The sequence below is a fragment of the Janthinobacterium sp. SUN033 genome, assembly GCF_030397595.1.
GTDB classification, from domain to species: Bacteria; Pseudomonadota; Gammaproteobacteria; order Burkholderiales; family Burkholderiaceae_D; genus Janthinobacterium; species Janthinobacterium kumbetense.
In genome coordinates this window covers 157,602-173,929 of record NZ_JAPQNV010000001.1, presented here as the reverse complement: position 1 = coordinate 173,929, position 16,328 = coordinate 157,602, and the positions used below count along the sequence as shown (strand labels likewise).

The 16,328-nt window shown below is 64.1% G+C and carries 15 protein-coding genes; 7 read left to right on the top strand and 8 right to left on the bottom strand.

The features are described from left to right. Positions 1-109: 109 nt before the first annotated feature. Together OX460_RS00875 and OX460_RS00870 are read left to right on the top strand one after the other, a co-directional pair. A complete protein-coding gene (locus OX460_RS00875; RefSeq protein ID WP_289897306.1) occupies positions 110-652 on the top strand; it encodes a phosphohydrolase in 543 nt (180 codons plus the stop codon). 362 nt (positions 653-1,014) lie between these two features. Continuing rightward, positions 1,015-1,614 (top strand): response regulator, encoded by a 600-nt coding sequence (locus OX460_RS00870; protein WP_251348103.1) that lies wholly within the window; start codon positions 1,015-1,017, stop codon positions 1,612-1,614. Between the two features lie 417 nt (positions 1,615-2,031). Here OX460_RS00870 and OX460_RS00865 read toward each other — a convergent pair whose 3' ends face one another. Next, entirely contained in the window at positions 2,032-2,253 is a 222-nt protein-coding gene (locus OX460_RS00865; protein WP_099667305.1) for a hypothetical protein, read from the bottom strand. 219 nt (positions 2,254-2,472) lie between these two features. Here OX460_RS00865 and OX460_RS00860 point away from each other — a divergent pair, with 219 nt between their 5' ends. Both OX460_RS00860 and OX460_RS00855 read left to right on the top strand, forming a co-directional pair. Beyond that, positions 2,473-3,060, top strand: a complete 588-nt coding sequence (locus tag OX460_RS00860) for a chromate transporter (RefSeq protein ID WP_289897305.1) — start codon at positions 2,473-2,475, stop codon at positions 3,058-3,060. Next, positions 3,057-3,641, top strand: a complete 585-nt coding sequence (locus OX460_RS00855; RefSeq protein ID WP_251348101.1) for a chromate transporter — start codon at positions 3,057-3,059, stop codon at positions 3,639-3,641. Before OX460_RS00860 ends, OX460_RS00855 begins: the two co-directional genes overlap by 4 nt. A 2-nt stretch (positions 3,642-3,643) precedes the next feature. Here the strand turns inward: OX460_RS00855 and urtE are convergent, their stop codons facing one another. From urtE to OX460_RS00820, 7 genes are all read right to left on the bottom strand, one after another. Further along, positions 3,644-4,342: an urea ABC transporter ATP-binding subunit UrtE gene (gene urtE / locus OX460_RS00850; protein ID WP_289897304.1), complete on the bottom strand. Its 699-nt coding sequence runs from the start codon at positions 4,340-4,342 to the stop codon at positions 3,644-3,646. Between the two features lie 17 nt (positions 4,343-4,359). Beyond that, positions 4,360-5,190 carry an urea ABC transporter ATP-binding protein UrtD gene (gene urtD, locus OX460_RS00845; RefSeq protein WP_251348099.1) on the bottom strand — a complete coding sequence of 277 codons (831 nt, stop codon included), beginning with the start codon at positions 5,188-5,190 and terminating at the stop codon, positions 4,360-4,362. Then, positions 5,187-6,308, bottom strand: a complete 1,122-nt coding sequence (gene urtC / locus OX460_RS00840) for an urea ABC transporter permease subunit UrtC (protein ID WP_180278740.1) — start codon at positions 6,306-6,308, stop codon at positions 5,187-5,189. The genes urtD and urtC overlap by 4 nt, the downstream gene beginning before the upstream one ends. After that, on the bottom strand, positions 6,305-7,906 hold the full coding sequence (gene urtB, locus OX460_RS00835; RefSeq protein WP_289897303.1) for an urea ABC transporter permease subunit UrtB: 1,602 nt from the start codon (positions 7,904-7,906) through the stop codon (positions 6,305-6,307). Before urtB ends, urtC begins: the two co-directional genes overlap by 4 nt. A gap of 67 nt (positions 7,907-7,973) precedes the next feature. Further along, positions 7,974-9,227: an urea ABC transporter substrate-binding protein gene (gene urtA, locus OX460_RS00830; protein ID WP_289897302.1), complete on the bottom strand. Its 1,254-nt coding sequence runs from the start codon at positions 9,225-9,227 to the stop codon at positions 7,974-7,976. Between the two features lie 186 nt (positions 9,228-9,413). Then, positions 9,414-10,202 carry a DUF4349 domain-containing protein gene (locus tag OX460_RS00825; protein ID WP_289897301.1) on the bottom strand — a complete coding sequence of 263 codons (789 nt, stop codon included), beginning with the start codon at positions 10,200-10,202 and terminating at the stop codon, positions 9,414-9,416. 16 nt (positions 10,203-10,218) lie between these two features. Continuing rightward, positions 10,219-10,818 (bottom strand): transglutaminase family protein, encoded by a 600-nt coding sequence (locus OX460_RS00820; protein ID WP_289897300.1) that lies wholly within the window; start codon positions 10,816-10,818, stop codon positions 10,219-10,221. A 255-nt stretch (positions 10,819-11,073) separates the two neighbouring features. Here OX460_RS00820 and OX460_RS00815 point away from each other — a divergent pair, with 255 nt between their 5' ends. From OX460_RS00815 to OX460_RS00805, 3 genes are read left to right on the top strand one after another with little or no spacing between them, the layout of a single operon-like run. Continuing rightward, positions 11,074-11,661 (top strand): DUF2760 domain-containing protein, encoded by a 588-nt coding sequence (locus OX460_RS00815; protein ID WP_289897299.1) that lies wholly within the window; start codon positions 11,074-11,076, stop codon positions 11,659-11,661. Next, positions 11,658-13,529 carry an Hsp70 family protein gene (locus OX460_RS00810; RefSeq protein WP_289897298.1) on the top strand — a complete coding sequence of 624 codons (1,872 nt, stop codon included), beginning with the start codon at positions 11,658-11,660 and terminating at the stop codon, positions 13,527-13,529. Before OX460_RS00815 ends, OX460_RS00810 begins: the two co-directional genes overlap by 4 nt. 2 nt (positions 13,530-13,531) lie before the next feature. Next, entirely contained in the window at positions 13,532-16,315 is a 2,784-nt protein-coding gene (locus OX460_RS00805) for an Hsp70 family protein (protein WP_289897297.1), read from the top strand. Positions 16,316-16,328 lie beyond the last annotated feature (13 nt).

The window sequence follows — 16,328 nt, the reverse complement described above, 5'->3', positions numbered from 1 at the left end:
GCCAAGATGCATAGGCTCGGTCGGGAGGGGGCAGGACAGGCGGGAGGCAAGCGGCGGCCATCCGGTGTAGGATGGATCATCCGTGCAAAGCAGGCGAGCTGATCCAGAAATGATTACTACCGACTACGTATCCACTTATTCAGGCAACCGTTTTTATCCCTTGCGCCCGCATATCGACAAGGTCGCCATCGAAGACATCGCCCACGGCCTCGCTTACCAGTGCCGCTTCAATGGACAGACGCAAGTGTTCTACTCGGTCGCCCAGCACAGCCTGATCGTCGCCGAGCTGGTGCCGCCCCCCTTGCGCCTGGCCGCCCTGCTGCACGATGCGGCCGAAGCCTACCTGGGTGACATGGTGAAGCCCCTGAAAGTACTGCTGCCGGAGTTTGCCGTGCTGGAAGACAAGGTCAGCGCCATCATCGCCGCCACGTATGGCCTAGACTTTTCCGATTACGCGCCCATCAAACGGGCCGACCTGATCGCGCTGGCCACGGAAAAGCGCGACCTGATGCCGCACTCGGCCGAGCGCTGGGCTTACCTTGACGGCATCGCCCCCTTGCCCGGTATAATCGAGGCCATGGGTCCGGCCGAAGCCAAGCAGCGCTTCCTGCAGGCGTTTGCCCAGTTGGGCGGCCTCGGGCTCGCCGCATGAATGCTCGCCCCCAGCCGCACGAACGGGCGCTAAGCCCCGGTTTTTGCACGGCTTTTTTAGATATCCACAGCAACTGTGGATAAAGTTGTTGATAAGCCCCTCTTGACAAGCCGCAACACCAGTATTGATGCGGGTTTCAACAATTTGCTGATTTCACAGGCAATTTTTTACCCCAATGAAATCAATGACTTGCAATCAGGAGTTTGCGCTAGAACAAACTTTCTCTGTCACCATGAAAATATATTTTGCGGTGCATTGGCAATCCCTGGCCCAGGCCGTCTTGCTTGAACAGCATTGTTTTGACAAACCCCGCAGACTGGCATAGTGTGGAGTAGCGACGACGATCAACGGTGGATAAACGCATGAATATGGATAGCGATAATTCCGCCAAGGGGGCGGACGAACCCGACTGGCTGGTCGACGAACCGCTGGAACGGGCAGAAGCGGCGGCGGAACCCGCCAACGCGGCGCCTTGGCGCGTGCTGATCGTCGATGACGATGTCGACGTGCATGTGGTGACCAAGTTCGCCCTCAGCCAGGCCAGCTTCCAGGGCCGCCGGCTGAGCTTTTTGCACGCGTATTCTGGCGCCGAGGCGCTGGCCTTGCTGCGTGGCACACAAGATATCGCCGTGGTGCTGCTCGATGTCATCATGGAAACCCAGGATGCCGGCCTGCAAGTGGCGCGCCAGGTACGCGAAGACTTGCACAACAGCGCCGTGCGCATCATCCTGCGCACGGGCCAGCCCGGCCAGGCGCTGGAACACCGCATCATCATCGACTACGACATCAACGATTTCTGGTGCAAGACCGACCTCACCACGCGCAAGTTGTTTACCACCGTGATCGCCTCGCTGCGCACCTACGCCACCTTGCGCGAAGCGCAGCAACAGGTCGCCGAACTGGCCGCCGCCCTGGCCCAGTGCGGCGATACGCCAGCGGCGCCGGCCGGCGGCACGCCCTGACCCTGCGCCGCTACTTTCAGTCATAAAAACAAGAGCACTGGATAGGCATACAGGCTTGCGGCATGCCCCATTCCGGCCCATCTTGCCCGCCGATTGCATGGGCTGAGCGGCGTCAATTTCCTAAGTGGCGGATTGTTAAGCGCTTTTTCAGATATCCACACGGACTGTGGATATCTTTGTGGATAAGCGCCTATTGACAGCCTTCAAAGCCACAGCCCGTGCGGCTTTCAATAAACTGCTCAATCAAACAGCAAAAATAAAATCCATTAAAATCAATCACTTAGAAACTCACACATAATCACAAGAAAATTATTTCGCCAATTTCGTTAACTCATCATTTGTGCATAACTGAGCCGTAATGATCAATCCGACAACAGCGGATCGCGGCCGCCGGCAACACAGTTGCCGTGCGGATACTCAATGCACGGTCTGCCGGCGCTGCTCCGGGTGCAGCAGCACGCGCTCGATCAGTTCCGGGGCGACATTGTATGACTTCAGGTATTCCAGTGCGCACAAGGTACTGAAGGCCGCCTGCACGGCGATGCCCAGATTGACGATATCGCACATCTTCTGGTCGACCCGGGCATGCGGCACCACGGTTTTGACGGGCATATGCAGCGTTTCTGTGGATTGAGGCATGATGGACAACTCCTGCGAAGGGGACGGAGGGGGGAGACGGCGTAGCGGTGCGAACCGCGACAGCGCGGACAGGGACAGCGATCATGGTGCCGATAAAAGTATTGCCGATAAACTCTCGATGTCAATGGCAGGGAAACATGAGCCACGGTTTTTTTCTTCCAGGCACAACCGCAGCCGAAAGCGATGGACAAGCGCGAGCAGCCACGGCGATAATCAGCCATGCCTGCCCCCGCCACCACCCAGCCCGACCTCCCCCGCCCCCAGCCCGCCTCGCTTGCCGACCTGTTCTTCTCGTTCACCTGGCTGGCCCTGCAAGGCTTTGGCGGCGTGCTGGCCGTGATCCAGCGCGAGATGGTCGAGCGCAAGCGCTGGCTGACGCAGGAGGAATTCCTGGAAGACTGGGCCGTGGCGCAAATCATGCCAGGGCCGAATGTCGTCAACCTGTCCCTGATGGTGGGCGGGCGCTATTTCGGCTTGAAAGGCGCGCTGACGGCGCTGGCCGGCATGCTGGCCGTGCCCCTCGTCATCGTGCTCGTGCTGGGCGTGCTGTACACGCGCTTCGGCGACAATCCGCAGATGGCGGGTGCCCTGCGCGGCATGGCGGCCGTCTCGGCCGGCATGATCGCCGCCACGGGCGTGAAACTGGCGACCGCGCTGGTCAGGCATCCGCTGCCCCTGTGGCTGACCTTGTCCATCACCGTGCTGGGCGTGCTGATGGTGGCGATCTTCCGCTGGCCCCTGCTGTACATCCTGCTGGGCCTGGGCAGCATCGGCTGCCTGCTCACGTATCGAAAGCTGTCCGCATGACGCCGCCCCTGCAACTGGTGCTGAGCGCGGGCGACTGGCTGAACCTGTTCGGCCATTACCTGATGCTGTCGCTGATGTCGATCGGCGGCGCCATTTCCACCACGTCCGAAATGCACCGTTTCCTCGTCGAGCAGCATGGCTGGCTGACGCAGGCGCAATTCAACGAGTCGATCGCCATCGCCCAGGCCGCACCCGGCCCGAACGTGCTGTTCGTCGCCCTGATGGGCTGGAACGTGGGCATGAACGCGGGCAGCTACACGGCCGCCTGGCTTGGCGTGTTCATCACGATGGTGGGCATCATGTTGCCCAGCACCACCCTCACCTACGTGGCAGCCCAGTGGGGCTACCGCAACCGCGACCTGCGCCCCGTGCGCGCCTTCAAGCAAGGCATGGCGCCCATCGTCGTCGCCCTCTTGATTTCCACGGGCATGATTTTGGGCGGCGCCAACCACCAATGGCGCACCGACTGGCCCCTGTGGACCCTGTCCATCGTGGCTGGCCTCATCATCTGGCGCACGAAGATCCATTTATTGTGGCTGCTGGCGGCCGGCGCCGTGCTGGGCTGGTTCCAGCTCATCTGACCTCACACGGCAAGGTGCCGCTTCACCTCCTCGCCATCCATCTGTTCTGCATTGCCGCTGGCCACGACACTGCCGCGCGACAGCACGATAAATTCGTCGGCCAGTTCGCGGGCGAAATCGAAATATTGCTCGCACAGCACGATGGCCATGTCGCCGCGCTGTTTCAGCAAGGAAATGACCCTGCCGATATCCTTGATGACGGACGGCTGGATGCCCTCCGTCGGCTCGTCGAAGATGATCAGCTGCGGCTCGGCCAGCAGGGCGCGGGCGATGGCCAGTTGCTGCTGTTGCCCGCCTGACAAATCGCCGCCGCGCCGCTGCAGCATCTCTTTCAATACCGGAAACAGTTCATACACGTGGGGATCGATGCGCGCAGCTTGCCTGCCCCGCTTCACCGCCATGCCCATCAGCAAGTTTTCCTCGACCGTCAGGCGCGCAAAGATGTCGCGCCCCTGCGGCACGTAGGCGATGCCCAGCTTGGCCCGCGCATGCGGCGCCAGCTTCGTGATATCGTGCCCGTGAAACAGCACCTTGCCCTGCGCCACGGGCAGCACGCCCATCAGGCATTTCAGCAAGGTCGTCTTGCCCACGCCATTCCTGCCCAGCAAGGCCAGGCACTCGCCCTTGCGCGCCGACAAGTTGATGCCGCGCAAGGTATGCGAGGAACCATAGTATTGATTCAATTGTTCGACTTCCAGCATGGTCTGCGATCTCCCTATTACCTTCCCAGATAGACTTCGATGACCCGCTCGTCGGCTTGCACCTCGTCCATGCGGCCCTGCGCCAGCACGGAACCCTCGTGCAGCACGGTGACGATGCCTTGCCGGGCGATTTCCGTCACGAAACCCATGTCGTGCTCGACCACCATGATCGAATGTTTGCCCCGTAATTCATTGAGCAATTCCGCCGTGCGCGCCGTTTCCGCATCCGACATGCCGGCCACCGGTTCATCGAGCAGTATCAGCTGCGGCTCCTGCATCAGGAGCATGCCGATTTCCAGCCACTGCTTTTGCCCGTGCGACAGCAAACCGGCCGGCCGCGCTTCGTGGCCATTGAGGCGGATCAAACGCAATACCGCTTCGATCTTGCCTGCCTGCTCGGACGTGAGGCGCGCAAACAGGGTGGGCGCCACGCGCTTGTCCATCTTCATCGCCAGTTCCAGGTTGTCGAACACCGTGTGCTGCTCGAACACGGTGGGACGCTGGAACTTGCGGCCGATGCCCGCGTGGGCGATCTGCGCTTCCGTCATGGTCGCCAGATTCATGGTTTGCCCGAACCAGGCCGTGCCGGACGTGGGCCGCGTCTTGCCCGTGATCACATCCATCATCGTCGTCTTGCCCGCGCCGTTAGGCCCGATGATGCAGCGCAATTCGCCCACGGAAATATCGAGACTGAGCTTGTTGATGGCCTTGAAGCCGTCGAAGGACACGCTGATATCTTCCAGATACAGAATGGCGCCATGCGTCGTGTCGACGCCCTCGCCCTTCACGCGCGCATACGTGGGGCCCGCTTCGGCGCTGGCCATGCCGGGCAGCATGCGGATGCTCATGCGGCCTCCTCTGCCACGACGGCGGCTTTTTTACGTTTGAGCTTGCTCAACACGCCCAGCATGCCTTGCTGCATGAACAGGGTGACGACGATGAACAGCAAGCCCAGCGCGAACAGCCACAGTTCCGGCATGGCGGCCGTGAACCAGCTTTTCAAGCCGTTGACGGTGAAGGCGCCCAAAATCGGGCCGAGCAAGGTGCCGCGCCCGCCTACCGCCACCCACACGACCATCTCGATGGAATTGGCCGGCGACATCTCGGACGGATTGATGATGCCCACTTGCGGCACGTACAGGGCGCCGGCGATGCCGCACAGCACGGCCGACAAGGTCCACACGAACAGCTTGAACCACAGCGGGTTGTAGCCGAGGAACATCAAGCGCGCCTCGCTGTCGCGCACGCCCTGCAGCACCCGTCCCAGCTTCGAGCGGACGATGGCGCGCGCGCCCACCAGGGCCGCCAGCAGGAAGGCCAGGGTCAGCAGGAACAGCACGGCCCGCGTGGCGGGCGCCGTGATGCTGTGACCAAGAATGGTCTTGAAATCCGTGAAACCGTTGTTGCCGCCAAAGCCAGTGTCATTGCGGAAGAACAAGAGCATGAAGGCATATGTCATCGCTTGCGTGATGATGGAAAAATACACGCCCTTGATGCGCGAGCGAAACGCGAAGTAACCGAACACAAAGGCCAGTACGCCCGGCACCAGTACGACGAGGGCCATGCAGTACCAGAAATGTTCCGTAAACGCCCAGTACCAGGGGTAGGTTTTCCAGTCGAGAAAGACCATGAAGTCGGGCAAGCTGCTGTGGTACTGGCCCTGGTCGCCGATGGCGCGCATCAGATACATGCCGTGCGCATACGCGCCCAAGGCAAAGAATACGCCGTGGCCCAGGGACAATATGCCCGTGTAGCCCCAGACGAGGTCCAGCGCCAGCGCGGCCAGCGCATAGCACATGAACTTGCCCACCAGCGCCACCGTATAGGCGGACACGTGCAAAGCATGCCCTTCGGCAAACGCCAGGTTAAAAATCGGCAACAACGCGGCCAGTAATGTACAGGCGGCAATCGCCAGCCACACGGGCCGCGTGAACAAGCCAGGCTTGATTTGATGGGAGGTAATCATTCGACGCTGCGTCCCTTCATGGCAAACAGGCCCTGCGGCCGGCGCTGGATGAAAATGATGATGAATATCAAAATGGCGATCTTCGCCAGCACGGCGCCCGCCACCGGTTCGAGGAATTTGTTGACTTCGCCCAGGCCCAGCGCGGCGATCACGGTGCCGGCCAGCTGGCCCACGCCGCCGAGCACCACCACCATGAAGGAATCGACGATGTAGCTTTGGCCCAGGTCCGGCCCCACATTGCCCAGCTGCGACAGGGCCACGCCGCCGAGCCCGGCGATGCCGGAGCCGAGGCCGAAGGTCAGCATGTCGACCTTGCCCGTGGCCACGCCCACGCAATCGGCCATGCGGCGGTTTTGCGTGACGGCCCGCACGAACAGTCCCAGCCGCGTCTTGTTCAAGATCAACCACACGGCCACCACGACAACGATGGCAAAAACGATGATGGCCAGGCGGTTGTACGGCAGCACGAGGCCGCCCAGCACGGTGACGCCGCCCGACATCCAGGCGGGATTGGCCACTTCCACGTTTTGCGCGCCAAAGATCGTGCGCACCGCCTGCATGAGGATCAGGCTGATGCCCCAGGTGGCCAGCAAGGTTTCCAGCGGCCGGCCATACAGCCAGCGGATCACCGTGCGTTCCAACACTACGCCCACCAGGCCGGAGACGAAAAAAGCGGCAGGCAAGGCGGTCAGCAAATACCAGTCCTGCACGCCGGGCAGGAAGTGGCGGAAAAACAGCTGGCACAGATACGTCGTGTAAGCGCCTATCATCAGCAGTTCGCCATGCGCCATGTTGATGATGCCCATCAAGCCGAACGTGATGGCCAGCCCCAAAGCCGCCAGCAGCAGCACGCTGCCCAGCGAAATGCCGTAAAACACATTGCCGGCAAACTCCATGCGCGCCACTCGTCCTTTGATCTGGCGCATGGTCTCGATGGCGGCCAGTTGCACGGCCTCGTCCGGCTCACCGACCTTGCCATCTGGCCCTTTCTCCAGCATGGCTTGCAGCACGGGCAGCAGGCGCGCATCGCTGCTGCCGGCCAGCGCCTGCACGGCGGCCTTGCGCGTGGCGACATCGGGCGCATGCAGGTTGGCGCTGGCGATCAGCACCTGCAAAATCTGTGTAATTTCAGCATCGTTTTCCTGCGCCAGCGCCGCGCGGATCAAGGGAAGCTGCGCGGGATCAACCGCCTTTTGCAACGCTTGCGCGGCCGCCAGCCGTTCGGCCCGTTCCGGCGCCAGCAGTTTCAGCCCCGACAAGGCGCCTGCCACGGCCGAGCGCAAGCGGTTGTTTACCATCACGCCATCGATGCCGTCCGGCAGCGGCACGCTCTTGCCGAGCGCCGGGTCAAGCGCCTGCTCGCCGTCGACGATATACACCTTGCCGTCGGGCGTGGCGTACAACGCGTCATCCTGCAAGGCTTGCAGCACACGGGCGGCCTCGGGCGTGGCAAGGGCGGCGATCTGCGCGACGGCGGCGACACGGGCGTCAGGGTCGTCGCCGGCCAGCGGCTTGAGCAGGTCGGGAGGGATGGCGGCCTGCGCCATGGACGACAGGCACAGGCAGGCGAAGACCAGCAGCGATGTGAATAGCCTCATTGATATCCCGGGAAAGCGTTGATGGTCGGCGCCACCGGACGCATGCCCGATGGCGCCGGCGTGGCTTTTACAGCTTTTGCTTGCCCTCATTGCCCTTGATAAACGGGCTCCACGGCTGGGCGCGTATTGCTTCCTTGGTTTTCCACACGACATTGAATTGCCCATCAGCCTTGATTTCGCCGATCATCACGGGCTTGTGCAAATGGTGATTCGTGGCATCCATGGTCAGGGTAAATCCCGATGGCGCCTTGACGCTCTGGCCCGCCATGGCGGCGATCACCTTGTCCGTCTCCGTCGATTTCGCCTTTTCCACGGCTTGCGCCCACATGTGGATGCCGACATACGTCGCTTCCATCGGGTCGTTCGTCACGACCGAACCCGCGTTCGGCAGCTTTTGCGCCACCGCATACGCCTTCCACTGCTTGATGAAGGCCGTGTTGACGGGATTCTTGACGGATTCAAAATAATTCCATGCCGCCAGGTGACCGAGCAGCGGCTTGGTATCGATGCCGCGCAACTCTTCCTCGCCCACGGAAAACGCGACGACGGGCACGTCCGTGGCTTTCAAGCCCGCATTGCCCAGTTCCTTGTAGAACGGCACGTTGGAATCGCCATTGATGGTGGAAATGACGGCCGTCTTGCCGCCCGTGGAAAACTTCTTGATGTTGGCGACGATGGTTTGATAGTCGGCGTGGCCGAACGGCGTGTAGACCTCGCTGATATCGCTGTCCTTGACACCTTTGCTTTTCAGAAAGGCGCGCAGGATCTTGTTGGTGGTGCGCGGATACACGTAATCCGTGCCCAGCAGCACGAAGCGCTTGGCGCCGCCGCCATCCTTGCTCATCAGGTATTCCACGGCGGGAATCGCCTGCTGGTTCGGCGCGGCGCCCGTATAGAACACATTCTTTTCCAGCTCCTCGCCCTCGTATTGCACCGGGTAAAACAGCAGGCTGTTGAGTTCCTTGAACACGGGCAACACGGATTTGCGCGACACGGACGTCCAGCAGCCGAACACGACAGCCACCTTATCCTGCGCCACCAGCTGGCGCGCTTTTTCCGCGAACAAGGGCCAGTTCGATGCGGGATCGACGACGACGGCTTCCAGCTTCTTGCCCAGCACGCCGCCCTTGGCATTGATTTCGGCAATCGTCATCAGCGCCACATCCTTGAGCGACGTTTCGGAAATGGCCATGGTGCCCGACAGGGAGTGCAAAATGCCCACCTTGATCGTATCGGCGGCCAAGGCTGCCTGCATGGTGGTGGACATGGCCAGGGCCAGTGCGCCGGCGGCGGCCGCTTTCAGGATGATGCGTCGTGTCATGGGGACTCCTGTGATAGGTTCGTGGGGGTCGAGCTGGGTCTGCTATGTTGTTAAAGCAGAATGCATGCCAGCACCGGCAGGCGTCCGCCATGGTGCAAGCGGCGCTCGCCGCACGAAAAAAAACCTGGCTGCACAAGGACTGTGCAGCCAGGTTTCAAATTGCCGTAAAACGGTGCGTAACCCGCATCAACTCTTGCGTGGCACGCCTTTCAAACGGCGCCAGCCCTTGCGGCCCAGCGGGAACAGCAGCACGAACGCGAGCAGCCACGGCAGGATGTACGCCATGGCCGTGATGGCGTTGGCCACGCCTTCCGACAGGTTTTCCGTGAAATTGCCCAGCGCGCGCTTGACGGGGCGCCAGAACGATTGCTTGCCTTCAGCGCTGATGGCCACGTTCAACAAGTCCGTATCGATGCGCTGCATCAACAGCGCGTTGGCGGCCGTCGCCTGCTCCAGCTCCACTTGCACGGTGGCCAGCTCCTTGGTCACCTTGATGAGGGCATCGACGTTGGTGCCCGAGCGCTTTTCCAGGTCTTGCAGCTGCGCCTGGTATTGCTTGAGCATTTCCAGGCGTTTCTTGCTGTCGAGCACCGGACGGCCCAGGTCTTCCACCTTGGTGCCCTGGCTGGTGACGTCGCCTTCGGCCGCGACCAGCGCGACCAGCTTCTTGATGCCGGCCGGCTTGGCGCGCATGCTGATGCGCGCATGCACGTAGCGGCCGCTGTCGACGCTGGAATCGAGCAGCAGACAGCCGTTTTCCGTATCGGCCTTGCAGGCGGCGACCACTTTTTCATACAGGGGACGCACTTGCGCTTCGCGCGTATCGACGCTGACATTATGTTCATAGGCAAGAAACTCGCTGCCTTTTTCCTTGCCATCAAGGCGCGCGGCGCTCGATTGCCCGCCGCTCTCGCCCTTGCTGCCGCAACCGGCCAGCAGCATCAGGCCAATCAGACCAATATGGATTTTTTTCATGGTTTCTTTCTATGAATTACTTGTTCAACGGAAGCATCTCGACATCGGGCAGATGCGCCGCCACATCCTGCACCGTCGCATGGCCCGTCAGGGACACGATCACCTGCGGCAACGGCGCCGGCCAGATTTCCGGCAAATCGCGCTCCTCGGACGCCAGCACGGGAAAGGCCAGCTGTTCCCGTGGCGGCACAAACGCCGCGTCGACGCCGGGCTTGTTGCCGCGCGCATCGATGCGGTACCAGCCAAACTCCTGCAGGTACACGGCGTTCAAGCCATGCAGGCAGAACGGCGGCCCCGCCTCGCCCACGGCCAGGCGCTGGTAGCACAGGCCGGCAGGAATGCCGTTGGCGCGCAGCAGCGCGGCCAGCAGATGGCTCTTCGCATAACAATAGCCCGTGCCATGCTGCAAGACGTCGGAAGCGCGGCAGGTGACGGGATTGCGCTGGTAGTCCCAGCTGTGGGCGACCTCGTCGCGCACGAAGGCAAAGCAGCGGGCCGCGATCGCGGCGTCGCCCACCGCGCCCACCGCCAGCGCGGCCGCCCTGGCGCGCACGGCCAGATGGTCGCTGTCGATGTAAGTGCTGCTGGCTAAATACAGGGAAAAGTCGGTAGACATGGCATCGAGGTCATGCAAAAAGATAATGCGCGATTCTAGTCGAAGCGGCACGAAATCGAACGTTTCCTTGCGCAAGAACAAAGAAAATCCACGCTTCGGCCTGCCTGCCAGGGGGGCGGCGACTTTGGCGGCGGCCCGGTAGCTGGTATCATGCGGGCAAACGCAGCCGGCCCTGTTGGCCCCGCACATGGCACTACCTTGCGAAGCGGCCTCCGCCGCCGACGCCTCCCTACAGATCAGAGAAACGAGTTCCCTATGAGCACTTCATCGTCCCACCCATCGTTCTGGCGCCGAGTCCCGCTGGCTTTCGGCGCCTTCTTCAGCACCCTGTCGGACGCCGCCTATGCGGCCCGCGTGGAAAAGCTGTCTTTGCCTGAAGCCGCGCCGGTGGCGCCAGTGGCCCCGGCTCCGGCGCCCGCCCCCGTGCCGACGCCGGCCGCCGCGCCCGTCATTTTGAAGGAAGCGACGCCCGGTGCGGCCCTGCAATTGCTGGCCCTGCTGCAACGCGAAGCGCGATTGATCGACTTTACCCAGGAAAACCTGGGCAGCCATGCCGATGCCGACATCGGCGCGGCCGCGCGCGTCGTGCATGAAGGCTGCGCCAAGGTCATGCGCGAATACTTCACCATCGAGGCCGTGCGCCAGGAAGCCGAAGGCAGCCGCATCGTACTGCAGGAAGGCTTTGATTCTGCGCAAGTACGCCTGACGGGCAACGTCGTCGGTTCCGCGCCATTCACGGGTACCCTCAGCCACCGCGGCTGGCGCGCGTCCAGCGTGCGCCTGCCGAAACTGAGCGAGCAGCACGACGCGGCCATCCTGGCACCGGCCGAGGTGGAACTGTGAACGATCAAGCCAACCCAAGCCCGCGCTACGCCATCGGCATCGACCTGGGCACCACCCACAGCGCCCTGTCGTATGTGAACCTGGTCGAGAGCGACGGCGAGCAATCGAGCCACGGCGTGCTGAAAGTGCCGCAGTTGTCGGCGCCGGGCACCGTCGAAGAATTGTCGCTGCTGCCGTCGTTCGTCTACCTGCCGCACGCCGATGAAGTGGCGGCGGGCGACCTGGCCCTGCCCTGGGTCACCGAGGAAGCCGAAGCGCCGTTCGTCGTCGGTGAAATGGCCCGCAGCCGCGGCGCCACCACGCCGATCCGCCTGGTGTCGAGCGCGAAAAGCTGGCTGTGCCACCCGGGCGTGGACCGCCGCGCGGCGATCCTGCCGAACGATGCGCCGGCGGAAGTCGCGCGCATTTCGCCCATCGCGGCCGCCACGCGCTACCTGACGCATTTGCGCCAGGCCTGGGACAACGCCCACCCGCAAGCGCCGTTCGCGCAGCAGGAAATCACCGTCACGATACCCGCCTCGTTCGACCCGGCCGCGCGCGAGCTGACGATGGAAGCGGCGCAGGCGGCCGGCTACGCTTCGCTGACCCTGCTGGAAGAGCCGCAGGCGGCCTTGTACAGCTGGATACAGACCAGCGAAGGGCGCTGGCGCAAGGAAGTCAAGCCGGGCGACATCATCCTGGTCGTCGACGTGGGCGGCGGCACCAGCGACTTTTCGCTGATCGCCGTGCTGGAACGCGACGGCGTGCTGGAACCGCACCGCGTGGCCGTGGGCGAACACATCCTGCTAGGCGGCGACAATATGGACCTGGCCCTGGCCCACCTGGTGGCCCGCAAGCTGGCCGCCAACGGCACCCAGCTGGACGCCTGGCAGATGCGCGCGCTCACTTATGGCTGCCGCAGCGCCAAGGAAAGCCTGCTGGCCGACAGCGGCCTGGACACGGCGCCCATCGTCGTGCCCAGCCGCGGCTCAAAGCTGATCGGCGGCTCCATCCGCACGGAACTGACGCGCGCGGAAGTGTCCACCTTCATCCTCGACGGCTTCTTCCCGCAAGTGGAAGCGTCGAGCCGCCCCGCCGTGCGCACGCGCGCCGGCCTGACGCAACTGGGCTTGCCGTATGCGCAGGATGCGGCCATCACGCGCCATCTGGCCGCCTTCCTGGGCCGGCAGGTGGCGGCGACCGCCGAGCTGGAAGGCTTCGCGGGCCGCCAGTCGCAGGACGCGAGCTTCCTGCACCCGACGGCCGTGCTGTTCAACGGCGGCGTCTTCAAGTCCGACCTGCTGGTGCAGCGCATCATGGCCACCGTCAACGACTGGCTGTACATGGAAGGCGCGGAACCGGCGCGCATGCTGGCCGGGGCCGATCTGGACCTGGCCGTGGCGCGCGGCGCCGCCTACTACAGCTACGTGCGGCGCGGCCATGGCGTGCGCATCCGCGGCGGCACGGCCAGTTCCTTCTATGTCGCCATCGAATCGGCCATGCCCGCCATCCCCGGCATGGAACCGCCGATCCAGGCCCTGTGCGTGGCGCCGTTCGGCATGGAAGAAGGCAGCGAACTGGAATTGCCGGGCCAGCAATTCGGCCTGGTGGTGGGCGAACCCGTGCACTTCCGCTTCTTCGCCTCGTCCACGCGCCGCAACGACCAGATCGGCGACTTGCTCGATTTCTGGGGTCCCGACGAATTGCAGGAACTGAGCGAAATCCAGGCGACCTTGTCCGCCGAAGGCCGGTCGGCCGGCGACGTGGTGCAGGTCAAGCTGCACGCGCGCGTGACGGAAGCGGGCACCCTGGAACTGCTGGCCGTTTCCCCTGATGGCGCCGAGCGCTGGAAAGTGGAATTCGACGTGCGCGGCACGCCGCAGCCATAGGCATGCGCAGCGCTGTGGGTAAGCCGGCCTTCCTGGTCGGCATCGACCTGGGCACCACCAACACGGTGGTGGCATATGCGGCGGCTGGCGATGCGCAGGCAGGAATAAACCTGTTCGCCATCGAGCAGCTGGTCGCTCCCGGCGAAGTGGGCGCACGCCCCCTGCTGCCTTCCTTGCGCTACCATCCCGCCGCCGGCGAACTGGCGGCGGGCGACTTGCAGCTGCCCTGGCCGCAGCAAGACGTGGCCGGCGTGGACCATGCCGTACTGGGCGCCCTGGCGCGCCAGCTGGGCGCCCAGGTGCCGGGCCGGTTAGTGGCCAGCGCGAAGAGCTGGCTGTCGCACGCGAACGTGGACCGCCAGGCGCCCATCCTGCCCTGGGGCGCGGATGCCGATGTCGCGAAAGTGTCGCCCGTGGCGGCCAGCGCCAGCTACCTGGCCTACGTGCGCGCCGCCTGGAACCACCGCTTTCCCGACGCTCCTTTGGCGCAGCAGGAACTGGTGCTGACCATCCCCGCCTCGTTCGACGAGGGTGCGCGCGCACTCACCCTGGAAGCGGCCCGCATGGCGGGCTTGCCCGCGCTACGCCTGGTGGAAGAACCGCAGGCGGCCTTCTATGATTTCCTGCAGCGCCGGCGCGCCACCCTGCGCGCAGACCTGGCCGACACGCGCCGCATTTTAGTCTGCGACGTGGGCGGCGGCACCACCGATTTCAGCCTGATCGACGTGGCCTTCGATGACGACGGCGAACCGCAGCTCACGCGCAGCAGCGTGGGCAACCATTTGATACTCGGCGGCGACAATATGGACCTGGCGCTGGCCCGCCTGGTGGAAACGCGCCTGGCCGCCGGCCAGGAAGGCGGCATGAAGCTGTCGGCCGCGCGCCTGTCGCAACTGATGGAACGCTGCCGCGCCGCCAAGGAGCTGCTGCTGTCCGCCGACGCGCCGGAGAAAGCCACCGTCACCCTGCTGGGCGCCGGTTCGCGCCTGATCGGCGGCAGCCGTTCCGCCGACGTCACGCGCGAGGAAGTGGCGGCCATGGTGGTCGACGGCTTCTTTCCGAAGGTGGAGCTGGGCGACACGGCGAAAAAAGGCCGCGCCGGCATCGTCGAATTCGGCCTGCCATATGCGCAGGACGCGGCCATCACGCGCCACCTGGCCAGCTTTCTGCAACAGCATGCGGGCGCTCTGCCCGATACCTTGCTGCTGAATGGCGGCGTGTTCCGCGCCGACGCATTGGCGCGCCGCCTGGCCGACACCCTGGCGCACTGGCGCGGACAGCCGCTGACCATCCTGCACAATGACAATCCCGACGTGGCCGTGGCCCGTGGCGCCGTCGCCTACGCGCTGGCCCGGCGCGGCCAGGCGCCGCGCATCGGCGGCGGTTCGCCGCGCAGCTATTTCCTCGTGCTGGGCGAGGCGGGCAAGGACCACCGCGCCGTCTGCATCCTGCCCCGTGGCAGCGCCAGCGGCGAAGAAATCCGCCTGACGGAGCGCCTGTTCGCGCTGCGCCTGGGCCGGCCCGTGCGCTTCCACCTGGCCACGTCCCTCTTTGAGGCGGGCACGCCGCCGCAGCTGGGCGAGATCGTCGACCTGGACGACGGCGAGTATTTGCGCCTGCCGCCGCTGGCCAGCGTGTTGCACGCCAAAGACGACGGCAATGACAAACGCGACATCACCGTGCAGCTGGCGACAGTCATGACCGAGGTGGGGACGCTGGAAGTGCATTGCGTGGCCGCAGCCGATGCCAGTGCGCGCTGGCTGCTGGAATTCCAGTTGCGCGTTGGCAAGGAAGAGCAAGGCGGTGGCGAGGCTCAAGCCGTGTCGCCGCGCATGAAGGAAGCCATCGAGAAAATCGAGCGCATTTTCGGCGGCAAGGCGCAAAAGGTCGACGTCAAGGAAGTACGCCAGCTGCGCCAGCACCTGGAACGGGGGCTGGGCGGGCGCGAAAGCTGGGATACGCCGCTGTTGCGCCAGCTGTTCGACGCCCTCCTGCTGCGCGCCCGCGGCCGGCGCCGCTCCGCCGAGCATGAGCGGGTCTGGCTGAATCTGGCCGGCTACTGCCTGCGTCCCGGCTACGGCGATGCGCTGGACCCGTGGCGCATCGAGCAGCTGTGGGCGATGTTCGACACGGGCGTGCAGCACCACAAGGATAGCCAGGTGTGCGCCGAATGGTGGACCCTGTGGCGCCGGGTGGCCGGCGGCTTGAACACGGAGCAGCAATTGCGCCTGCTCGACGATTTCGCCTTCAACCTGCAAGCCGATGCGGCGCAGCGCGGCAGCCGCCCCGTCACCCTGGTCAACGGCAGCGACGACGACATGCTGCGCCTGGGCGCCTCGCTCGAGCGCATCCCCGGCGCCTACAAGGCCGAAGTGGGCGCCTGGCTGCTGAAACGCCTGGAGAAAGCCGGCAAGAAGGGGGAAGCGGCGGACACGAACACCCTGTGGGCGCTGGCCAGGGTCGGCGCGCGCCAGCCCTTCCACGGCAGCGCGCACGAAGTGGTCGACAGCGCCACCGTGGCCGACTGGTTGCAGGTGCTGCTGGCGCTGGACTGGAAAAAAATCGAGCCGGCCGCCTTCGCCGCCACCCACCTGGCGCGCATGACAGGAGACCGCTCGCGCGACATCGCCGACGAACTGCGCGCCACCATCCTCACCCGCCTGAAAGCCGTCGGCGCCCCGCCCCTGTGGCAGGCGATGGTCAGCGAAGTGACGCAGCTGGACGAAGCGAATACCAAGCGCATGCTGGGCGAGGCGCTGCCGCCGGGGTTGAAGCTGATCAATTAATCAACTGCCATCT

What these genes read in the sequence shown, in the direction of transcription:
- OX460_RS00875 (WP_289897306.1), top strand. Translation starts at nt 110, where the DNA reads ATGATTACTACCGACTACGTATCCACTTATTCAGGCAACCGTTTTTAT.
- OX460_RS00870 (WP_251348103.1), top strand. Translation starts at nt 1,015, where the DNA reads ATGAATATGGATAGCGATAATTCCGCCAAGGGGGCGGACGAACCCGAC.
- OX460_RS00865 (WP_099667305.1), bottom strand. Translation starts at nt 2,253, where the DNA reads ATGCCTCAATCCACAGAAACGCTGCATATGCCCGTCAAAACCGTGGTG.
- OX460_RS00860 (WP_289897305.1), top strand. Translation starts at nt 2,473, where the DNA reads ATGCCTGCCCCCGCCACCACCCAGCCCGACCTCCCCCGCCCCCAGCCC.
- OX460_RS00855 (WP_251348101.1), top strand. Translation starts at nt 3,057, where the DNA reads ATGACGCCGCCCCTGCAACTGGTGCTGAGCGCGGGCGACTGGCTGAAC.
- urtE (WP_289897304.1), bottom strand. Translation starts at nt 4,342, where the DNA reads ATGCTGGAAGTCGAACAATTGAATCAATACTATGGTTCCTCGCATACC.
- urtD (WP_251348099.1), bottom strand. Translation starts at nt 5,190, where the DNA reads ATGAGCATCCGCATGCTGCCCGGCATGGCCAGCGCCGAAGCGGGCCCC.
- urtC (WP_180278740.1), bottom strand. Translation starts at nt 6,308, where the DNA reads ATGATTACCTCCCATCAAATCAAGCCTGGCTTGTTCACGCGGCCCGTG.
- urtB (WP_289897303.1), bottom strand. Translation starts at nt 7,906, where the DNA reads ATGAGGCTATTCACATCGCTGCTGGTCTTCGCCTGCCTGTGCCTGTCG.
- urtA (WP_289897302.1), bottom strand. Translation starts at nt 9,227, where the DNA reads ATGACACGACGCATCATCCTGAAAGCGGCCGCCGCCGGCGCACTGGCC.
- OX460_RS00825 (WP_289897301.1), bottom strand. Translation starts at nt 10,202, where the DNA reads ATGAAAAAAATCCATATTGGTCTGATTGGCCTGATGCTGCTGGCCGGT.
- OX460_RS00820 (WP_289897300.1), bottom strand. Translation starts at nt 10,818, where the DNA reads ATGTCTACCGACTTTTCCCTGTATTTAGCCAGCAGCACTTACATCGAC.
- OX460_RS00815 (WP_289897299.1), top strand. Translation starts at nt 11,074, where the DNA reads ATGAGCACTTCATCGTCCCACCCATCGTTCTGGCGCCGAGTCCCGCTG.
- OX460_RS00805 (WP_289897297.1), top strand. Translation starts at nt 13,532, where the DNA reads ATGCGCAGCGCTGTGGGTAAGCCGGCCTTCCTGGTCGGCATCGACCTG.